The sequence below is a fragment of the Rodentibacter mrazii genome (assembly GCF_001998825.1).
Classification (GTDB): Bacteria; Pseudomonadota; Gammaproteobacteria; order Enterobacterales; family Pasteurellaceae; genus Rodentibacter; species Rodentibacter mrazii.
Genome location: NZ_MLHG01000009.1, coordinates 26,580 through 42,656, shown reverse-complemented (window position 1 = coordinate 42,656; position 16,077 = coordinate 26,580). Strand labels below are relative to the sequence as shown.

The 16,077-nt window shown below is 40.8% G+C and carries 15 protein-coding genes and 1 riboswitch; of the genes, 8 read left to right on the top strand and 7 right to left on the bottom strand.

The window, feature by feature from the left end; all coding sequences use genetic code 11:
* Positions 1-70 precede the first annotated feature (70 nt).
* Both BKK47_RS01295 and BKK47_RS01290 read right to left on the bottom strand, forming a co-directional pair.
* Positions 71-1,423, bottom strand: coding sequence for an alanine/glycine:cation symporter family protein (locus tag BKK47_RS01295; protein ID WP_077493130.1), 1,353 nt, complete (start codon positions 1,421-1,423; stop codon positions 71-73).
* Between the two features lie 83 nt (positions 1,424-1,506).
* Positions 1,507-1,636, bottom strand: a riboswitch (glycine riboswitch).
* 208 nt (positions 1,637-1,844) lie between these two features.
* Positions 1,845-2,735: a LysR family transcriptional regulator gene (locus BKK47_RS01290; RefSeq protein ID WP_077493129.1), complete on the bottom strand. Its 891-nt coding sequence runs from the start codon at positions 2,733-2,735 to the stop codon at positions 1,845-1,847.
* A gap of 116 nt (positions 2,736-2,851) precedes the next feature.
* Between BKK47_RS01290 and BKK47_RS01285 the strand changes: the two genes are divergently transcribed.
* The 3 genes from BKK47_RS01285 to BKK47_RS01275 all read left to right on the top strand — a co-directional run bounded on the left by BKK47_RS01285 (position 2,852) and on the right by BKK47_RS01275 (position 5,366).
* On the top strand, positions 2,852-3,235 hold the full coding sequence (locus tag BKK47_RS01285) for a nuclear transport factor 2 family protein (protein WP_077493128.1): 384 nt from the start codon (positions 2,852-2,854) through the stop codon (positions 3,233-3,235).
* A gap of 49 nt (positions 3,236-3,284) precedes the next feature.
* The gene (locus BKK47_RS01280) at positions 3,285-4,421 is read left to right on the top strand and encodes an NADH-dependent flavin oxidoreductase (protein WP_077493127.1); all 1,137 of its coding nucleotides are present in this window, start codon (positions 3,285-3,287) and stop codon (positions 4,419-4,421) included.
* A gap of 372 nt (positions 4,422-4,793) precedes the next feature.
* Entirely contained in the window at positions 4,794-5,366 is a 573-nt protein-coding gene (locus BKK47_RS01275) for a flavin reductase family protein (protein ID WP_077493126.1), read from the top strand.
* 80 nt (positions 5,367-5,446) lie between these two features.
* Here the strand turns inward: BKK47_RS01275 and tkt are convergent, their stop codons facing one another.
* On the bottom strand, positions 5,447-7,444 hold the full coding sequence (gene tkt, locus BKK47_RS01270; RefSeq protein ID WP_077493125.1) for a transketolase: 1,998 nt from the start codon (positions 7,442-7,444) through the stop codon (positions 5,447-5,449).
* Positions 7,445-7,549: 105 nt separating this feature from the next.
* Positions 7,550-8,218: a YtjB family periplasmic protein gene (locus BKK47_RS01265; protein WP_077493124.1), complete on the bottom strand. Its 669-nt coding sequence runs from the start codon at positions 8,216-8,218 to the stop codon at positions 7,550-7,552.
* Between the two features lie 70 nt (positions 8,219-8,288).
* Here BKK47_RS01265 and serB point away from each other — a divergent pair, with 70 nt between their 5' ends.
* Positions 8,289-9,233 carry a phosphoserine phosphatase gene (gene serB, locus BKK47_RS01260; RefSeq protein WP_077493123.1) on the top strand — a complete coding sequence of 315 codons (945 nt, stop codon included), beginning with the start codon at positions 8,289-8,291 and terminating at the stop codon, positions 9,231-9,233.
* Positions 9,234-9,251: 18 nt separating this feature from the next.
* Positions 9,252-9,743, top strand: a complete 492-nt coding sequence (locus BKK47_RS01255; protein WP_018355389.1) for a YajQ family cyclic di-GMP-binding protein — start codon at positions 9,252-9,254, stop codon at positions 9,741-9,743.
* A gap of 75 nt (positions 9,744-9,818) precedes the next feature.
* Here BKK47_RS01255 and argH read toward each other — a convergent pair whose 3' ends face one another.
* Positions 9,819-11,192: an argininosuccinate lyase gene (gene argH / locus BKK47_RS01250; protein WP_077493122.1), complete on the bottom strand. Its 1,374-nt coding sequence runs from the start codon at positions 11,190-11,192 to the stop codon at positions 9,819-9,821.
* A gap of 237 nt (positions 11,193-11,429) precedes the next feature.
* On the opposite strand from argH, the gene BKK47_RS01245 reads away from it, so the two are divergent.
* The 3 genes from BKK47_RS01245 (at position 11,430) to rho (ending at position 14,409) form a co-directional block, all read left to right on the top strand.
* A complete protein-coding gene (locus BKK47_RS01245; protein ID WP_077493121.1) occupies positions 11,430-12,062 on the top strand; it encodes a DUF417 family protein in 633 nt (210 codons plus the stop codon).
* A 64-nt stretch (positions 12,063-12,126) separates the two neighbouring features.
* Positions 12,127-13,020: an AraC family transcriptional regulator gene (locus BKK47_RS01240; protein ID WP_077493120.1), complete on the top strand. Its 894-nt coding sequence runs from the start codon at positions 12,127-12,129 to the stop codon at positions 13,018-13,020.
* A 126-nt stretch (positions 13,021-13,146) separates the two neighbouring features.
* A complete protein-coding gene (rho, locus tag BKK47_RS01235) occupies positions 13,147-14,409 on the top strand; it encodes a transcription termination factor Rho (RefSeq protein ID WP_018355393.1) in 1,263 nt (420 codons plus the stop codon).
* Positions 14,410-14,526: 117 nt separating this feature from the next.
* Here rho and mreD read toward each other — a convergent pair whose 3' ends face one another.
* Both mreD and mreC read right to left on the bottom strand, forming a co-directional pair.
* A complete protein-coding gene (gene mreD / locus BKK47_RS01230) occupies positions 14,527-15,015 on the bottom strand; it encodes a rod shape-determining protein MreD (protein ID WP_077493119.1) in 489 nt (162 codons plus the stop codon).
* Positions 15,015-16,067, bottom strand: a complete 1,053-nt coding sequence (gene mreC / locus BKK47_RS01225; RefSeq protein WP_077493118.1) for a rod shape-determining protein MreC — start codon at positions 16,065-16,067, stop codon at positions 15,015-15,017. The genes mreD and mreC overlap by 1 nt, the downstream gene beginning before the upstream one ends.
* Positions 16,068-16,077: the final 10 nt, after the last annotated feature.

Sequence of the window (16,077 nt, the reverse complement as noted above, 5' to 3'; positions counted from 1 at the left end):
TTTTAGTTAAAAATAAAAAAGGATGCTAAGCATCCTTTTATTTTTTTGTATTAAATTAAACCATTTCATCTTAGTCATGATGATTAATTTTTAAACGATTGAAATAATCTTTCGTTTCTTCAATCACGATCTTACGTAATCCGATCAAAGCAATTAAATTTGGAAATGCCATCAATCCGTTTACAATATCGGCTAGAATCCAGATCAAATCTAATTTTAAGAATGAACCAATCCCCACCAAAATAATAAATATTAAGCGATATAAACGAATACCACGTGTTCCGACCAAATACACGAAACAGCGCTCACCATAGTAACACCAACCTAAAATTGTCGTGAATGCAAAAAATAATAAGCCTATGGTGACAATGATCGCCCCGAAATCTAATCCTAACCCTTGTGAAAATGCCGCGTTGGTTACCGTTGCGCCGGCAAGTTCGGCATTACTCCACGCTCCGGTCAACACCAATACAATACCTGTCATTGAACACACAATAATAGTATCTAAAAAGGTTCCGGTCATTGAAATAAGCCCCTGACGAACCGGCTCTCGTGTTTGGGCTGCAGCGGCAGCAATCGGCGCACTCCCTAAACCGGATTCATTGGAGAAAATCCCCCGTGCCACCCCCGATTGAATGGCTTTCATTACGGTAAAACCTAATACCCCACCCAGCACAGATTGCGGATCAAAAGCACTACGAATAATCAACATTACTGCATCCGGCACTCGTTCCCAATTTAGTAAAATGATAATAATTGATACGAATACATAAGAAATCGCCATAAAGGGAACAATAATCGCTGATGTCGTTGCGATACGTTTTACCCCGCCTAAAATAATCATTGCCACCAAAACGGTAACGACAGCCGCGGTGATAATCACCGGAATATGAAAGGTATCTTGCATCGCATGAGTGATCGCATTCACCTGTGGAAAAGTGCCGATACCGAAAAATGCCACTAAGACACCAAACACCGCAAACATCTTGGCTAACCATTTAATCCCAAGACCATGTTCAATGTAATACATCGGACCGCCGGACATAAATCCGCGGCGATCCTTCACCCGATATTTAACCGCAAGCAAACATTCCGCATACTTAGTCGCCATGCCAAGCAATGCCACCAACCACATCCAAAAAATCGCACCGGGCCCGCCCGCTTGGACTGCCGTAGCAACACCGACGATATTTCCCGTTCCAATGGTTGCCGCTAAGGCTGTGCTCAAAGCAGCAAAAGAAGACACATCCCCTTTTCCGCCACGTTCTTTTTTAAATAAATAACCAATCGCAAGCGGTAAATAACGAATTTGAATAAAACCTAAACGTAAAGTGAAATAAAGCCCTGTGCCGGGTAATAAAATTAATAAGGGCGGCCCCCAAATAAAGCTATCAATCGTAGATAAAATTGTCGTAAATGACATTGTGATTCCTCGTCGTCTAAAAACCAATAAACGCGACAAGGAGACGAAAAGCATCCGTGAGAAGAAAGAAAAATACAGATTGTCTTTTAGCCCCTGTCCTTTTGCCTGAGCGTTTGAAAAACGGTGTTAAAAACAACCGCTCTTTTGCGCCTTCGGCGTCCATTTACACCTTGTAATATTTTCTGTGCAATGGATCTCTCCAAGGGTTCGTCCAGTAACAGTCCCTGCACTTACGTGCGCCTGAAAGATTTTACATCGTCGGCGTAGGGTTAATTCCCTACTCTCCAGCTACCTTCATCCGAACTCATTTTTCTCTGACATATCAGAAAAAACGGGGCGGATTTTAGCAAAATCAAAGACTTCAATCAATTGTCAAACACAGAGAAAATAGCTAAAAAGTGCGGTCAATATTTATGATGTTTTATATCCGAAGCCATTCCACCAAAGTTTTTAACAGAGGTGAATATTCAGTACGATTAGGAAAGTAGAGATAATAACCGGGATAAATGCATTCCCAATCACTTAATATACGGCAAAGTCTGCCTGACTGAATGTCGGCTTCTACTTCATCTGCCATTTCCCATGAAATCCCTATATTGTCTAAGGCCGCTTGACGGGTCATGGGAGGCTGATTAACAATCAAATTCCCCTGCATGGCTAGTTTAAACCGTTCACCTGTTTTTGAATGTTCAAATTCCCACGGCAACAAGTTGTTGTAAGTGGGAATACGTAAGCGAATACAGTTATGTTTAAGCAGCGCCTCCGGCGTTTGAGGTGTACCGTGGCGGGAAAGATATTCGGGTGTAGCTACATAACACATTCGGACAGCCTCCGACACTCTCACTGCAATCATATCTTTATCCATTAATCCTCCCTCACGAATACCGGCATCATAGCGTTCTGCTACGATATCAATAAACTTCATCTCTGCCGCAAGTTCCAGAGTAATATTCGGATAATGTTCCAAAAAACGGCGGAATTTTTGCCAAAGGATAACTGAAATCGCATGAATAGTGCCATTAATTCTCAGCACGCCACGTTGTTGGTTTTGATTATTTAAAATATTGAGTAAACGGCTATCAATGTCTTGAAATAATGGACAAAGCTGCTGATAAAGCTGCTGCCCTGCATCAGTCGTGGCAACGCTTCGGGTAGTTCGATTGAAAAGTTTCAAGCCTAAACGGCGTTCTAACTGACTAATAGTATGGCTTACCGCTGCTCGTGAAAGATTCAATTGAGCCGCCACTTTGGTAAAACTACCCGTTTGAGCAACAAGCAAAAAAGTGCGTAAATCGTTTAAGTTTTCTTGCATAGTGAAAGATAGATTGTCAAATATTATTGAACAAGTTAGTTTAAATTTGATATCTAGTCAATCTAAATTAGATCACTATAATGCCACCATCTTTTAAACAACAGAGGAAAAGAAAGATGACGAAACCAACTTACACAACGGAATATAAAGCAATCGAACAAGTTTTATTAAACGAATACAGTGAAGGCGGGAAACAAGCGAAAAGCGAGATTATGCAGCCTGCTTTTCACGAAGTCGCAACCATGTATAGCGTGGATGAAAACGGAGCAATCGCAGGCGGATCTGTAACAGAAAGTTTATTCCCTGTGATTGACAACCACTTTACTCCCTCAGAAAATCCGACTGTTGCGATTGCCTATATTGATATTACCGGCAACGCAGCTTCCGCCCGTGTAGATACCGACAATCTAAGCGGCTATGGTTTTACTGATTATTTCAACTTGTTAAAAATAAATGGAACATGGCAAATTGTAAGTAAAATTTTCCATGCTCATTATTAATCCATAAGGCGGAAATTTCCGCCTTTTACGCTATTAAAGGAGATAAATCATGAACAAATTTCAACCGATCCTAGAGCCTTATACATTAAACAATGGCATCACAATTAAAAACCGGCTTGCTGTTGCCCCAATGACTCATTTTGCCTCACACCATGATGGCACAATCAGCGAAGAAGAACGTGTTTTTCTAAGCAATCGTGCTAGTGACATTGGCTTATTTATTGCCGCCGCAACCCTCGTGGCAGATGGTGGAAAAGCCTTTTACGGACAGCCAGAAGCCATTCACGAAAGCCAATTAGATAGTCTAAAAGTAACCGCAGATATAATTAAAAACCAAGGTGCAAAAGCCATTTTGCAAATTCACCATGGGGGTAAACTTGCCATTACGGAATTATTAAACGGCAAAGATAAAGTCGCCCCCTCTGAAGATGAAAGCAGCGGTAGCCGAGCATTGACCAATAATGAAATCCATGAGCTGATCTCAAGTTTTGCTAACGCCACAGAATTAGCTATCAAAGCTGGTTTTGACGGTGTGGAAATCCACGGCGCAAACGGTTACTTAATCCAACAGTTTTTCTCAGCCCAAAGCAACCGACGTACTGATCAATGGGGAGGTAGCCTAGAAAATCGTTTGCGTTTTCCCCTTGCTATAGTCGATACAGTCATCGCTATGCGTGAAAAATATCATCGTCCAGATTTCATCATCGGCTATCGTTTTTCTCCTGAAGAAAGTGGCGACAATGGGTTAACAATGGTGGATACCTTTGCACTCATTGACGAATTAGTTCAAAAACCGTTGCAATATTTGCACGTTTCCCTGTGGGATTTTTACAAAAAAGCCCGTCGTGGTACCGACAGCAATCAAACCCGCTTAGCATTAATACACGAACGCATCAACGGTAAACTACCGCTTATCGGTGTTGGTAATCTATTCACCGCAGAACAAATCCTCGCTGCCTATCAAACAGGTTGGGCAGAATTTATTGGTCTCGGTAAAACTGTGATGATTAATCCCAACATTGCCACGTTAATTCGAGAAAATCGCTTACAAGAAATCATCACCGAGCTTGACCCAAATCAAGCAGATCATTATGGTATTCCAAACCGATTGTGGGAAATGTGCGTAGTGGGTGGTGCTTGGTTACCACCAGTGAAAGGGAAAGTATGGCAACCGGTAGATATTTAACAAAATAATTTTCAATAAAATTGTCAACACGAACCTATCTAATCGTTGCAGTATTATGTAGCAAATGCACAAAATAGACATTTCAATGATATGTAGGGACACACTACGTGTGTCCGCTTATAACATATTGAAATACGGACACACGCTGTGTGTCCCTACCCCAAAAACAGATTTGTGCAACGGATAATACCGAATAGTTGTTGATTCGGTAGGGGGCGTAACGATGACGTCCGTTATAAAAACCGACAATCTCAATATGTTGAAAAAAATAACGTCACGGTCACCCTATATTTTCCCCTTTGTATATTTACTAAGAACTCAAAACACGGTAAAAAACCAACCGCACTTTTATCAATAAACAAGGAACAAAAAATGGCAATTAAACCTGTTGAACTGGAAAAATTCTATCGCTTAATCAACCACGGTCCAACAACGATGATTTCCGCTAAAGCAGAGGGCATTGAAAATGTGATGTCTGCAGCGTGGGTCTGTGCAGTGGACTATCTACCGAAAGCCAAATTAATGGTAATCATCGACAAAGCCGCTTATACACGAAAATTGATTGAAAAGAGCGGTTATTTTGCCGTACAAATTCCCATCGTGAAACAAGCTAAATTAGTTGTCGAAATGGGACTGAGCCGTAAAGAAAATCCAGACAAATTAGATAAATTGAGGCTATTTTATCAAGAAGGCTTCGATGTTCCCTTGGTGGAAGGCTGTGCTGCTTGGATTATCTGTAAAGTGATTCCCGAGCCTGAAAATCACGAGAAACACGATATGTTTATCGGTGAAGTGCTTGCATCATGGGCAGATGATCGTATTTTTAACAAGGGACATTGGCAATTTGATGATGCACCTGATGAACTGAAAACCCTGCACTATATTGCAGGTGGACAGTTTTACAAAATAGGAAAAGGGGTGAATGTAACAAGTGGAGAAGAATAAAGGATAGAACGAATTTTCCGATCAAAAAAAGCACTATTGCATAAAAAAGGTGGGAATATCCCACCTTTCTAAGTTTAAAATTAAAGAATTTCTTTCGCTGTCGCTACCACGTTATCCACAGTGAAACCGAACAATTTGAATAACTGATCAGCCGGCGCAGACTCACCGAATGAATTCATTCCCACGATACGACCGGCAAAGCCCACGTATTTATACCAGAAATCAGAAATTCCCGCTTCAATCGCAACACGCTTAGTGACAGAGGAAGGCAAGACACTTTCACGGAATGCTTCGTCTTGTTTATCGAAACGGTTGGTGCTTGGCATTGAAACCACACGCACGTTTTTACCTTCTGCAGCAAGCACATCTGCCGCTTTAACGGCAAGTTCCACTTCCGAACCCGTTGCAATTAAGATTAAATCCGGTGTGCCGTTGCTGTCTTTTAAGATATAAGCACCGCGTGCCACATTCGCTAATTGCTCAGAAGTGCGGTCCATTTGTGCCAAGTTTTGACGGGTGAAGATTAATGCACTCGGGCCGTCTTGACGTTCTACCGCTTGTTGCCACGCCACCGCTGATTCAACCTGATCGCAAGGTCTCCAGGTTTCAAGATTTGGAATTAAGCGTAATGAAGCCGTCTGCTCAATCGGTTGATGGGTTGGACCATCTTCGCCTAAGCCGATAGAATCGTGGGTGTAAACAAACAATGCGCGTTGTTTCATTAATGCCGCCATACGCACTGCATTGTGAGCGTATTCATAGAACATTAAGAAGGTTGCACCATAAGGAATGAAGCCACCGTGTAAAGCAATACCGTTCATGATGGCTGACATACCAAATTCACGTACACCATAGTTGATGTAGTTGCCATCCACATTTTCATTTGCACGGATTGGTTTTGAACCGCTCCATAAGGTGAGGTTAGAACTTGCTAAATCCGCCGAACCACCTAAAAACTCAGGCAATACTTGTGCATAGGCTTCAATCGCATTTTGTGAGGCTTTACGGCTTGCAATACTTGCCGGATTAGATTGTAATTTTTCAATGAAGGCTTGAGAATATGTTGACCAATCCGCCGGTAATTCACCAGTCGTACGACGTCTAAACTCAGCCGCTAACTCAGGATAGGCTTTTTCGTACGCAGCAAATTTTTCTTCCCACGATTTTTCAGCTGCCGCACCTTTCGCTTTTGCATCCCACTCGGCATAGTATTCTGCCGGAATTTCAAACGGTGCATAATCCCAATTTAATGCTTGACGGGTTAAGGCGATTTCTTCATCACCTAAAGGTGCACCGTGGCTATCATGAGAATTAGCTTTGTTTGGTGAACCAAAACCAATAATGGTTTTGCAAATAATTAAGGTCGGTTTTTCTTTTTCTGCTTGGGCAAGAATAGTCGCCGCACGAATTTGTTCAGCATCGTGACCATCTACATTGCGAATAACCTGCCAACCGTAAGCTTCAAAACGGGCTGCCGTGTCATCGCTAAACCAGCCGTCAACATGACCGTCAATAGAAATATTGTTGTCATCATAGAAAGCAATTAATTTGCCTAAACCGAGTGTCCCCGCTAAAGAACAAGCCTCATGAGAAATGCCTTCCATTAAACAACCGTCGCCTAAGAATACATAAGTATAGTGATCGACAATATCATGGCCTTCACGGTTAAATTGACCGCCTAACGTTTTTTCTGCAATCGCCATACCTACCGCATTGGTAATCCCTTGACCTAGCGGGCCGGTTGTAGTTTCAACGCCCGGTGCATAGCCATATTCCGGATGGCCCGGTGTTTTAGAATGTAGTTGACGGAATTGTTTTAAATCTTCAATGGAAAGATCATAACCGGTTAAATGTAACAAGCTGTAAATCAGCATTGAACCATGCCCGTTGGATAAAACAAAGCGGTCACGATCTGCCCATTTCGGATTGGTCGGATTATGTTTTAAGAAATCACGCCATAATACTTCAGCAATATCCGCCATGCCCATTGGAGCACCTGGGTGGCCTGATTTTGCTTTTTGTACCGCATCCATAGATAAGAAACGGATTGCGTTGGCTAATTGTCTGCGAGTTGCCATATTGTTCTCCTGTCTAAAGTAAATTTTTTCCTATTCTACCTTATTTATTTCGTCATTTAGGCAAAATAATTGAAATTTTATGCAATATCTATGATCTATCGTAAATTATGTTCTACGCCGTCTTTGGCGATACCGTTGGATATTGGATTTAATCGGTAAATTGAGTGTTTTTTTAGGTTCATTCGCTTTGCGATAAGCACGACGATAATGGCTTAAAAAATAGTGAATAGAACTCGCCAATACTACGCCTAATAAAAATACCACTATCAGTTCACCGTACAGTTGACGAAAAATTTGATTAATTTTACTTTGGGAGGTTTGCGCATATTGCCCGTCAAAGGTGACACGTAAAAAACCCTGAATACCTAAATTAGAATAAATCGGTTCAACAATTTGCTGCCCGGTATTTTCTTCCTCATTCGTTTCAAGCCCTAAATGTAAACGCAAACTTTCCGAGTCGGTACTTTGCGCCAGTAATTTTCCCTGTGCATTATAAATTGAAGCATCCAATACAAAATGTTCCTGTACAAAATTATCTAAATTTTCCTTCAGTTTTTCAGATTCTGTATTATTCACCAACAATACGGAAAACAAATTAGCCTGTTGGCGTACGAGGATATGGGACAAATTAGCCACCTGATTCACACTCGCAAACTGCGAACTAATCTTAAATTGTTGCACACCAAACAAAATAATCACCAACGCACCAAAACAAAGGCTCAAAATCATCACAAGCATCACAGATTTGGTTAATTTTTCTTTAATTAAATGCAAGTTATTTTCCCCCAATTTGCCCTTAAATCGGCTAGAATAGTTTTAATTTTCACAATTTACAGGATTCTCTATGCAAATTCAAAACCTTGCAAGTATTACACAAAAATACCCAACATTTCCAACCGCACTTTTGCCCAATTCGCCCCTTGCCCTATTAGACAATGATTTCATTCTCTACGGCACACAATTAAACCTTTCAACACTCACTCAATTTCAGCAAAAGTGCGGTCAAAATTTTCAGTGTTTTGATGCTTGGAATATGGCTAAAAATACAATCGTTTTACTTAAAGGAGAATGGCAAGAGACATTCCTTGCGATTGCACACAAGCTAGGTTTAGATATTGCCCGACTCAACTTCAAGGCTAAGTTATCGGAAAAGGGATTATTAGTGATGGATATGGATTCCACTGCAATCCAAATTGAATGTATTGATGAAATCGCCAAACTTGCCGGCACAGGTGAATTAGTGTCTGCCATTACCGAAAGTGCGATGCGGGGCGAACTGGATTTTGAACAGAGTTTACGTCGCCGAGTCAGTACATTGAAGGAGGCGCCTGAAAGTATTCTACAAGAAGTGCGGTCAAATTTACCCTTAATGCCCGGCTTGCCGGAAACCCTACAAACCTTACAAAAACACGGTTGGAAAACCGCCATTGCTTCCGGTGGCTTTACTTACTTCGCCGATTATTTAAAAGATTTATTGGAATTAGACTGCGCCGTTTCCAATCAATTTGACATTGTGAATGGCAAGCTTACCGGTTTAATTAAAGGTGATGTTGTGGATGCGCAATATAAAGCACAAACACTTCAACGCTTGCGTGATGAATATGGCATTGCACCGGAGAATACCATTGCCATTGGCGACGGCGCGAATGATTTAGCGATGATGAATGTAGCGGGATTAGGGGTCGCCTTCCACGCCAAACCTAAAGTGCAACAACAAGCGCAAATTGTGGTAAACTTTGCTGACTTGACCGCACTTTTGTGTCTTTTAAGTGCAAGAGAAAGAATTTAACGTTAGTGGGAGAAAATTATGCCATCTTTTGATATTGTTTCTGAAATTACGATGCACGAGGTGCGTAACGCCGTAGAAAATGCAAACCGCGTATTAAGTACACGCTATGATTTCCGAGGTGTGGAAGCCGTCATTGAACTCAATGAAAAAAATGAAACCGTAAAAGTAACGACGGAATCCGAGTTTCAACTTGAACAACTGATTGAAATCTTGATTGGTGCATTTGTTAAACGTGGTATTGAACACGGGTCATTGGATATTCCAACTGAAAGTGAACACCATGGCAAACTTTATACCAAAGAAATAAAATTAAAACAGGGCATTGAAACCGAGATGGCGAAAAAAATCACAAAATTAGTGAAGGATTCTAAAATTAAAGTTCAAGCCCAAATTCAAGGTGATCAAGTACGAGTCACCGGAAAATCCCGCGATGATTTACAAGCGGTGATTCAACTGGTGAAAGGCGCAGAGCTGGGGCAACCATTCCAGTTTAATAATTTTAGAGATTAATTCTTTTACCCAAGAAAAAGTGCGGTCAGAAATTCAAATATTTTCTTGACCGCACTTTTTTATTTACTTTATCCGTTAAGCAAATCTTGCTTTCGCCTCAGCAATGGCTTCTGCTACTCTCAATGGTGAAACGCCGCCTTTCGCACAACGTTTATCCAAGCAAGATTGAAGGGAAAGAATGTCGTACACATCATCTCCCACCACCTCGCTAAACTGACGAAATTCCGGAATAGTTAAATCTTCCAACCCTTTGCCTTTTTCAATCGCATACACCACTGTTTCCCCCACAATATGATGGGAATCACGGAAAGGTAAGCCTTTAGCAACAAGATAATCAGCCAATTCAGTCGCATTTGAATAGCCTTTTAAGGCGGCTTCACGGGTACGTTCAACGTTCACTTTTAACTCGTCCAATACGAAAGTTGCCATGTCCAAACAATCTTGCCAAGTATCCAAGGCATCGAAAATGCCCTCTTTATCTTCTTGCATATCTTTGTTATAGGCGAGTGGCAATCCCTTTAAAGTCATCAACGTACCGGTTAAAGCGCCCATTACGCGACCAGCTTTGCCACGAATTAATTCGCAGGCATCCGGATTTTTCTTTTGCGGCATTAAAGATGAACCTGAAGTTACACGATCTGATAATTCTACGAAGTTTGCTTCTCCACTATTAAAAATAATCATATCTTCTGCAAAACGGGAGAGATGTGCCATACTCAGGGATGCGGTAGAAAGTAATTCTACGATATGATCACGATCCGACACGCTGTCCAAACTATTACGGGTCGCAAAATTAAATCCTAAATCTTGAGCAAGTGTATCGCGATCTACCGCATAAGCCGTACCTGCCAACGCACCACTACCAAGCGGACAAGTATTCATACGTTTATACGCATCGGTCAAACGGGTGTAATCCCGATCAAACATTTCTACATAAGCCATACACCAATGGGCAAAGGTGATAGGTTGCGCACGTTGGAGATGGGTGTAACCCGGCATCACGGCATCCTGTGTATTTTCAGCGGTTTGCACTAAATGACGTTGCAAATTCCGAATTGAATCCTGTAATTCGATCACACGTTGTTTACACCACATTTTAATATCAAGTGCGACTTGATCATTACGGCTACGTCCGGTATGCAATTTTTTGCCAAGATTCCCCACTTTATCAATCAGTTTACTTTCCACCCAACTGTGAATATCTTCTGCTTCATCTTGCAAAATCGCTTGCGGATTTGACCGCACTTCGATCAATAATTCGTTTAATGCTTGTTCTAATTGCTGCTTTTCCTCCGGCGTTAATACATTCACTTTGACTAACGCTTTCGACCAACCGATTGATCCTTCGATATCCTGTTCGGCTAGACGATAATCAAAACGTAATGAATCATTAAAATCTTTAAAACGCTTATCTGCCGCTTGTGTAAAACGCCCACCCCAAAGTGCCATAATATCCTCTTTCTTATCATCAATGACCCCAAAGTGCGGTCAAAATATACGGAATTTTTGAAGGGAATATTCTATCAATTCCCCCTAAATAAGTGAAATATTTTAAAGAAATCGCCAATATCTTCGAGGATAGAATGAGACAATTTATGGATAGATTAAGACAAATCATCTAATAACTTCAGTTTAATTACTTTAAAATCCGCCCCCGATTTATCATTAATAATTAGGAGTTATCTTATGCAAGTGTTGATCGAATTTATTGCTAAAATTATTGCCCCTTGGCAACGTCAATTTATTAATTTTATTCGAATTGCCATTTTTATTGTGATGGCTTGGATTGGTGGCTTAAAAGCCTTCCAATACGAAGCGGACGGTATTGCACATTTCGTATCTAATAGCCCTTTTATGAGCTTTTTTTATAATAACAGCGATAAATATGCACCAAATGAAAAAGGCGAAATGGTTAAAGAATATGTCTTACACAAGAACCCTGAAGGAAAAATGGTGCAAAAAAATATTGAATGGCATAAGCAAAATGGTACTTATACCTTCTCTTACGGATTAGGCGTGGTGATTGTGAGCATTGGTATTTTAACCCTGATGGGGATTTGGAATGCCAACATCGGGTTGATTGGCGGACTCTTGACCTTCGGTATGTCAATTGTTACGCTTTCGTTCCTGATTACCACACCGGAAACCTGGGTACCTAATTTAGGCGGTGATTTGCCTACCCCAAATTATGGCTTCCCTTACTTATCTGCCGCCGGACGTTTGATCTTAAAAGACATTATTATGATGGCAGGCGGATTAACCGTAGCGGCAGAATGTGCAAATCGAATTCTGCGCAAGAAAGCGGGTGGGTCGGCTTAATAAAATATATAATGCAAACGAAAATAGGGAGTTGGCTCCCTATTTTTATTTATAGAGGTAAGTAATGGATATTCTCGATAAACTCATTAAATTTGCTCAAATATCCGGTAGCATCAATATTCAATGTAAATTGCAGGACTCTTGGTATATTCGCCATGAGAGGCAAACCTATCATGGAATCGTGCATATCGTTTCACAAGGAGAGGGATATTTACATATTGACGGGATGGTAAATGCAATAAAACTTAAGGCTAACGATGTAGTATTTCTCCCCCATTCATTAGGCCACACCTTAACACACCAGCCTAACTACAAGGGACCGAGCAAAATAAATATTATTTCTAACGGTGCATTTACATTGAAACGATGTGGCGGTGAATCTCCTGATTTTAGCTTATTTTGTGCTAATTTTACTTATGATAAACAATCGGAATTATTTAATAACCTACCAGAAGTTATTTTATTAAATCTGCAAGATGCCGCTTTAAAGCCAGTACTTGACATACTGCAGCGTGAAGCTGAGGATTATCAGCCCGGTTCCGCAAATATTATTAATGCCTTACTTAGCGTATTACTAACCTTACTAATTCGTACCTATTTACAACAGGATAATGCCCAGCTGAACGGATTACTAAACGGATTACGCGATAAGCGTCTTTACAATGTGATATCCAATATTATTGCTAAACCTGAGCAGGCTTGGAAAATTGAAACCCTTTGTCATATAGCGAATCTATCCAAAGCTCAACTTATACGATTATTTAATCAGCAACTCGGTGTCAGCCCATATAATTTTGTCAATCATATTAGATTACAAAAGGCGGGGGAATTACTTAAACACTCCCAACAATCCGTACTCAGTATTGCATTAAATTGCGGTTTCCAGTCGGAAAGTAATTTTGGGAAAGCATTTAAAAAATATTATCAATTAACACCGGGGCAATATCGCAAAAAATAAATTTATAAAAGTTTGTGCTGACAACTAGACAGTATGCAGTTTTAGTGATACCTTACGCAAAAATTTTAGGATAAGACTCCACCATTCAATTAACTCAACTCTTAACAATCCCAACAATTATTCATTATGCATTTAACAGAACTTAAAAATACGCCTGTTTCGGATCTTGTGAAACTCGGCGAAGAGCAAATGGGCTTAGAAAATTTAGCTCGTTTGCGTAAACAGGATATTGTCTTTGCAATCTTAAAACAACACGCTAAAAGTGGCGAAGATATTTTTGGCGGCGGTGTATTGGAAATTTTACCGGACGGTTTCGGTTTTTTACGCTCAGCCGACAGCTCTTATTTAGCCGGCCCTGACGATATTTATGTTTCACCAAGCCAAATTCGTCGTTTTAACTTACAAACCGGTGATAAGATTGAAGGTAAAATCCGACCGCCTAAAGAAGGTGAGCGCTATTTTGCTCTACTTAAAGTCGATCAAGTCAATGACGACAAGCCTGAAGTTTCCCGCAGCAAAATTCTCTTTGAAAACTTAACACCACTCCACGCCAACTCCCGTCTCAAAATGGAACGGGGTAACGGTTCAACCGAAGATTTAACTGCCCGTATTTTGGATTTAGCCTCACCGATTGGTAAAGGTCAACGCGGTTTGATTGTTGCACCGCCAAAAGCGGGTAAAACAATGTTGTTGCAAAATATTGCTCAAAGCATTACCCATAATTATCCAGAATGCGAACTCATCGTTCTGTTAATTGATGAACGTCCGGAAGAGGTAACAGAAATGCAACGTTCGGTAAAAGGGGAAGTGATCGCTTCTACTTTTGACGAACCGGCTGCACGCCATGTTCAAGTAGCAGAAATGGTGATCGAAAAGGCTAAACGTTCCGTCGAACATAAAAAAGATGTGGTAATTTTGCTTGATTCCATTACCCGTTTGGCTCGTGCTTATAATACGGTCACACCTGCTTCCGGTAAGATTTTATCCGGTGGTGTGGATGCTAACGCATTACACCGTCCTAAACGTTTCTTCGGTGCCGCCCGTAATGTAGAAGAAGGTGGTAGTTTAACAATTATTGCGACCGCACTTGTCGATACCGGCTCAAAAATGGATGAAGTAATTTTCGAAGAATTTAAAGGAACCGGTAATATGGAACTCCATCTTTCCCGTAAAATTGCCGAAAAACGCGTATTCCCTGCTATTGACTTCAATCGCTCGGGGACACGTAAAGAAGATTTACTCACCACACCTGATGAACTACAAAAAATGTGGATTCTACGCAAAATCCTTAATCCAATGGGTGAAGTGGAAGCAATGGAATGGCTCATTGACAAACTCGGTGTTGCAAAAACCAATGAAGAGTTTTTTGAAATTATGAAACGCTCGTAATGGTTTTATAGAATCACAAAAATTAGATACAACAAAAGGGAAACTGATGTTTCCCTTTTATTTCTATCATGATAACGTTCGCTGAATAATTTCTCTCACAAAACTACTCTTCTTATTTCAACTTAGCCCGACTTTTCTGCGCATTTTTCGCATTAATAAAAATATCCATGGCCACAATATCCCCGAAGCGATAGCACCAAAAATTTCTTGCCAATTAAAAACCGCACTGTGTAAAAACAATTCCACAAGAAAAATAGCAAAACGAATAAAAAACACAAAAATAATCACCAACAGGCTTTGAAACCATAAGGAAAGGTTACGAAGCACCAGATAATTTTTAGCAATAAAGTAAAAAGCGACTGAAAGTACTAGAGCATGAATACCAAGAGTTGAACCAAGTACAATATCCCAAATCACACCAAGTAAAAAAGCAATACCAATACTAACTTTGTTAGGAATAGCTAATACCCAGTAAGTTAGCACCAAAATTAACCAAGAGGGTTTAAAAGCTTGAAAGCCTATTGGCCAAGGCGCAAGCTCCATAACAAGGGCGACAATAAAGAATGAGAGTATCGTTACCCATTGCAAAATTAAGCGCATTTGCATCAGCCTTCCTCCCTATATTCCCGTTGCTCCGGCGAAACAGGTTCGTCTTGCGGTGTTTCGGGCGGAATTTCAGGCTCAATTTCATCTTTATTATTTTCAATTTTTGGTTCTTGTTCTTCAGTAATTTTCATTTTGCGCACTTTATTGTTCATCTCATTGGCTTGACTTTCCAACCGCTTTTGAACAAGCTCGCGCACCTCTTCCGGCGACATAGATTTTACTTTCGATATATCTAGGGTGCTTGGCCAAAGTAAAAGCACGTAACGTAAACGTTCCAAAGATGCGAGCGGCTTAGCTTTTACCGTTGCGAAATAATTTGTTCCGTCACGAGATACACTTTGCACTACTGCTACGGGATAACCTTCAAGAAAACGCCCCCCTAAACCTGATGTCACCAATAAATCGCCTTTTTCAATATCCACTGAACGTGGTACATTATCAAGCGTAAGTTCATCGGTATGCCCGGTTCCACTGGCGATCACACGTACATCGTTACGCAGCACTTGTACAGGGATAGAATGAGTGACATCCGTCATCAGCAATACACGACTGGTGTTAGCCCCAACAGAGATAATTTGCCCAATCACACCTTTTTCATCAATGACCGGTTGCCCTACATAAGCCCCGTCTTTTTCTCCTTGATTAATAACAACCTGCTGGCGATATACATCCGTTTCAGCCGTCAGCACTTCCGCAATTTTTTTATATTCATCGGTTCTTAACGGCGAATTGAGTAATAAACGTAAACGCTGATTTTCAACTTTAATTTGATCCAACAGCAACAAATCTGCATTTTTTTCACGAAGCTGTTCACGCAGTACCTTATTTTCGATTTGTAATTTGTTAGTATCGACAAAATTATCCGATACGCCGTCTAATACGGTACGCGGGCTATTTGCCAAATAATACAAACCGCCAACAGCCGTTTCCATCATACTGCGAACTCTATTCATCGAATCCTGCCCATCCGCCAAAATAAGACCGGTAGAAGCAATCACCGCAAGAACCAGACGGAATCCTAAAGGGGGAGATTTAGCAAAAATCGGTTTCATTAAAATACCT

What these genes read in the sequence shown, in the direction of transcription:
- BKK47_RS01295 (WP_077493130.1), bottom strand. Translation starts at nt 1,423, where the DNA reads ATGTCATTTACGACAATTTTATCTACGATTGATAGCTTTATTTGGGGG.
- BKK47_RS01290 (WP_077493129.1), bottom strand. Translation starts at nt 2,735, where the DNA reads ATGCAAGAAAACTTAAACGATTTACGCACTTTTTTGCTTGTTGCTCAA.
- BKK47_RS01285 (WP_077493128.1), top strand. Translation starts at nt 2,852, where the DNA reads ATGACGAAACCAACTTACACAACGGAATATAAAGCAATCGAACAAGTT.
- BKK47_RS01280 (WP_077493127.1), top strand. Translation starts at nt 3,285, where the DNA reads ATGAACAAATTTCAACCGATCCTAGAGCCTTATACATTAAACAATGGC.
- BKK47_RS01275 (WP_077493126.1), top strand. Translation starts at nt 4,794, where the DNA reads ATGGCAATTAAACCTGTTGAACTGGAAAAATTCTATCGCTTAATCAAC.
- tkt (WP_077493125.1), bottom strand. Translation starts at nt 7,444, where the DNA reads ATGGCAACTCGCAGACAATTAGCCAACGCAATCCGTTTCTTATCTATG.
- serB (WP_077493123.1), top strand. Translation starts at nt 8,289, where the DNA reads ATGCAAATTCAAAACCTTGCAAGTATTACACAAAAATACCCAACATTT.
- BKK47_RS01255 (WP_018355389.1), top strand. Translation starts at nt 9,252, where the DNA reads ATGCCATCTTTTGATATTGTTTCTGAAATTACGATGCACGAGGTGCGT.
- argH (WP_077493122.1), bottom strand. Translation starts at nt 11,192, where the DNA reads ATGGCACTTTGGGGTGGGCGTTTTACACAAGCGGCAGATAAGCGTTTT.
- BKK47_RS01245 (WP_077493121.1), top strand. Translation starts at nt 11,430, where the DNA reads ATGCAAGTGTTGATCGAATTTATTGCTAAAATTATTGCCCCTTGGCAA.
- BKK47_RS01240 (WP_077493120.1), top strand. Translation starts at nt 12,127, where the DNA reads ATGGATATTCTCGATAAACTCATTAAATTTGCTCAAATATCCGGTAGC.
- rho (WP_018355393.1), top strand. Translation starts at nt 13,147, where the DNA reads ATGCATTTAACAGAACTTAAAAATACGCCTGTTTCGGATCTTGTGAAA.
- mreD (WP_077493119.1), bottom strand. Translation starts at nt 15,015, where the DNA reads ATGCAAATGCGCTTAATTTTGCAATGGGTAACGATACTCTCATTCTTT.
- mreC (WP_077493118.1), bottom strand. Translation starts at nt 16,067, where the DNA reads ATGAAACCGATTTTTGCTAAATCTCCCCCTTTAGGATTCCGTCTGGTT.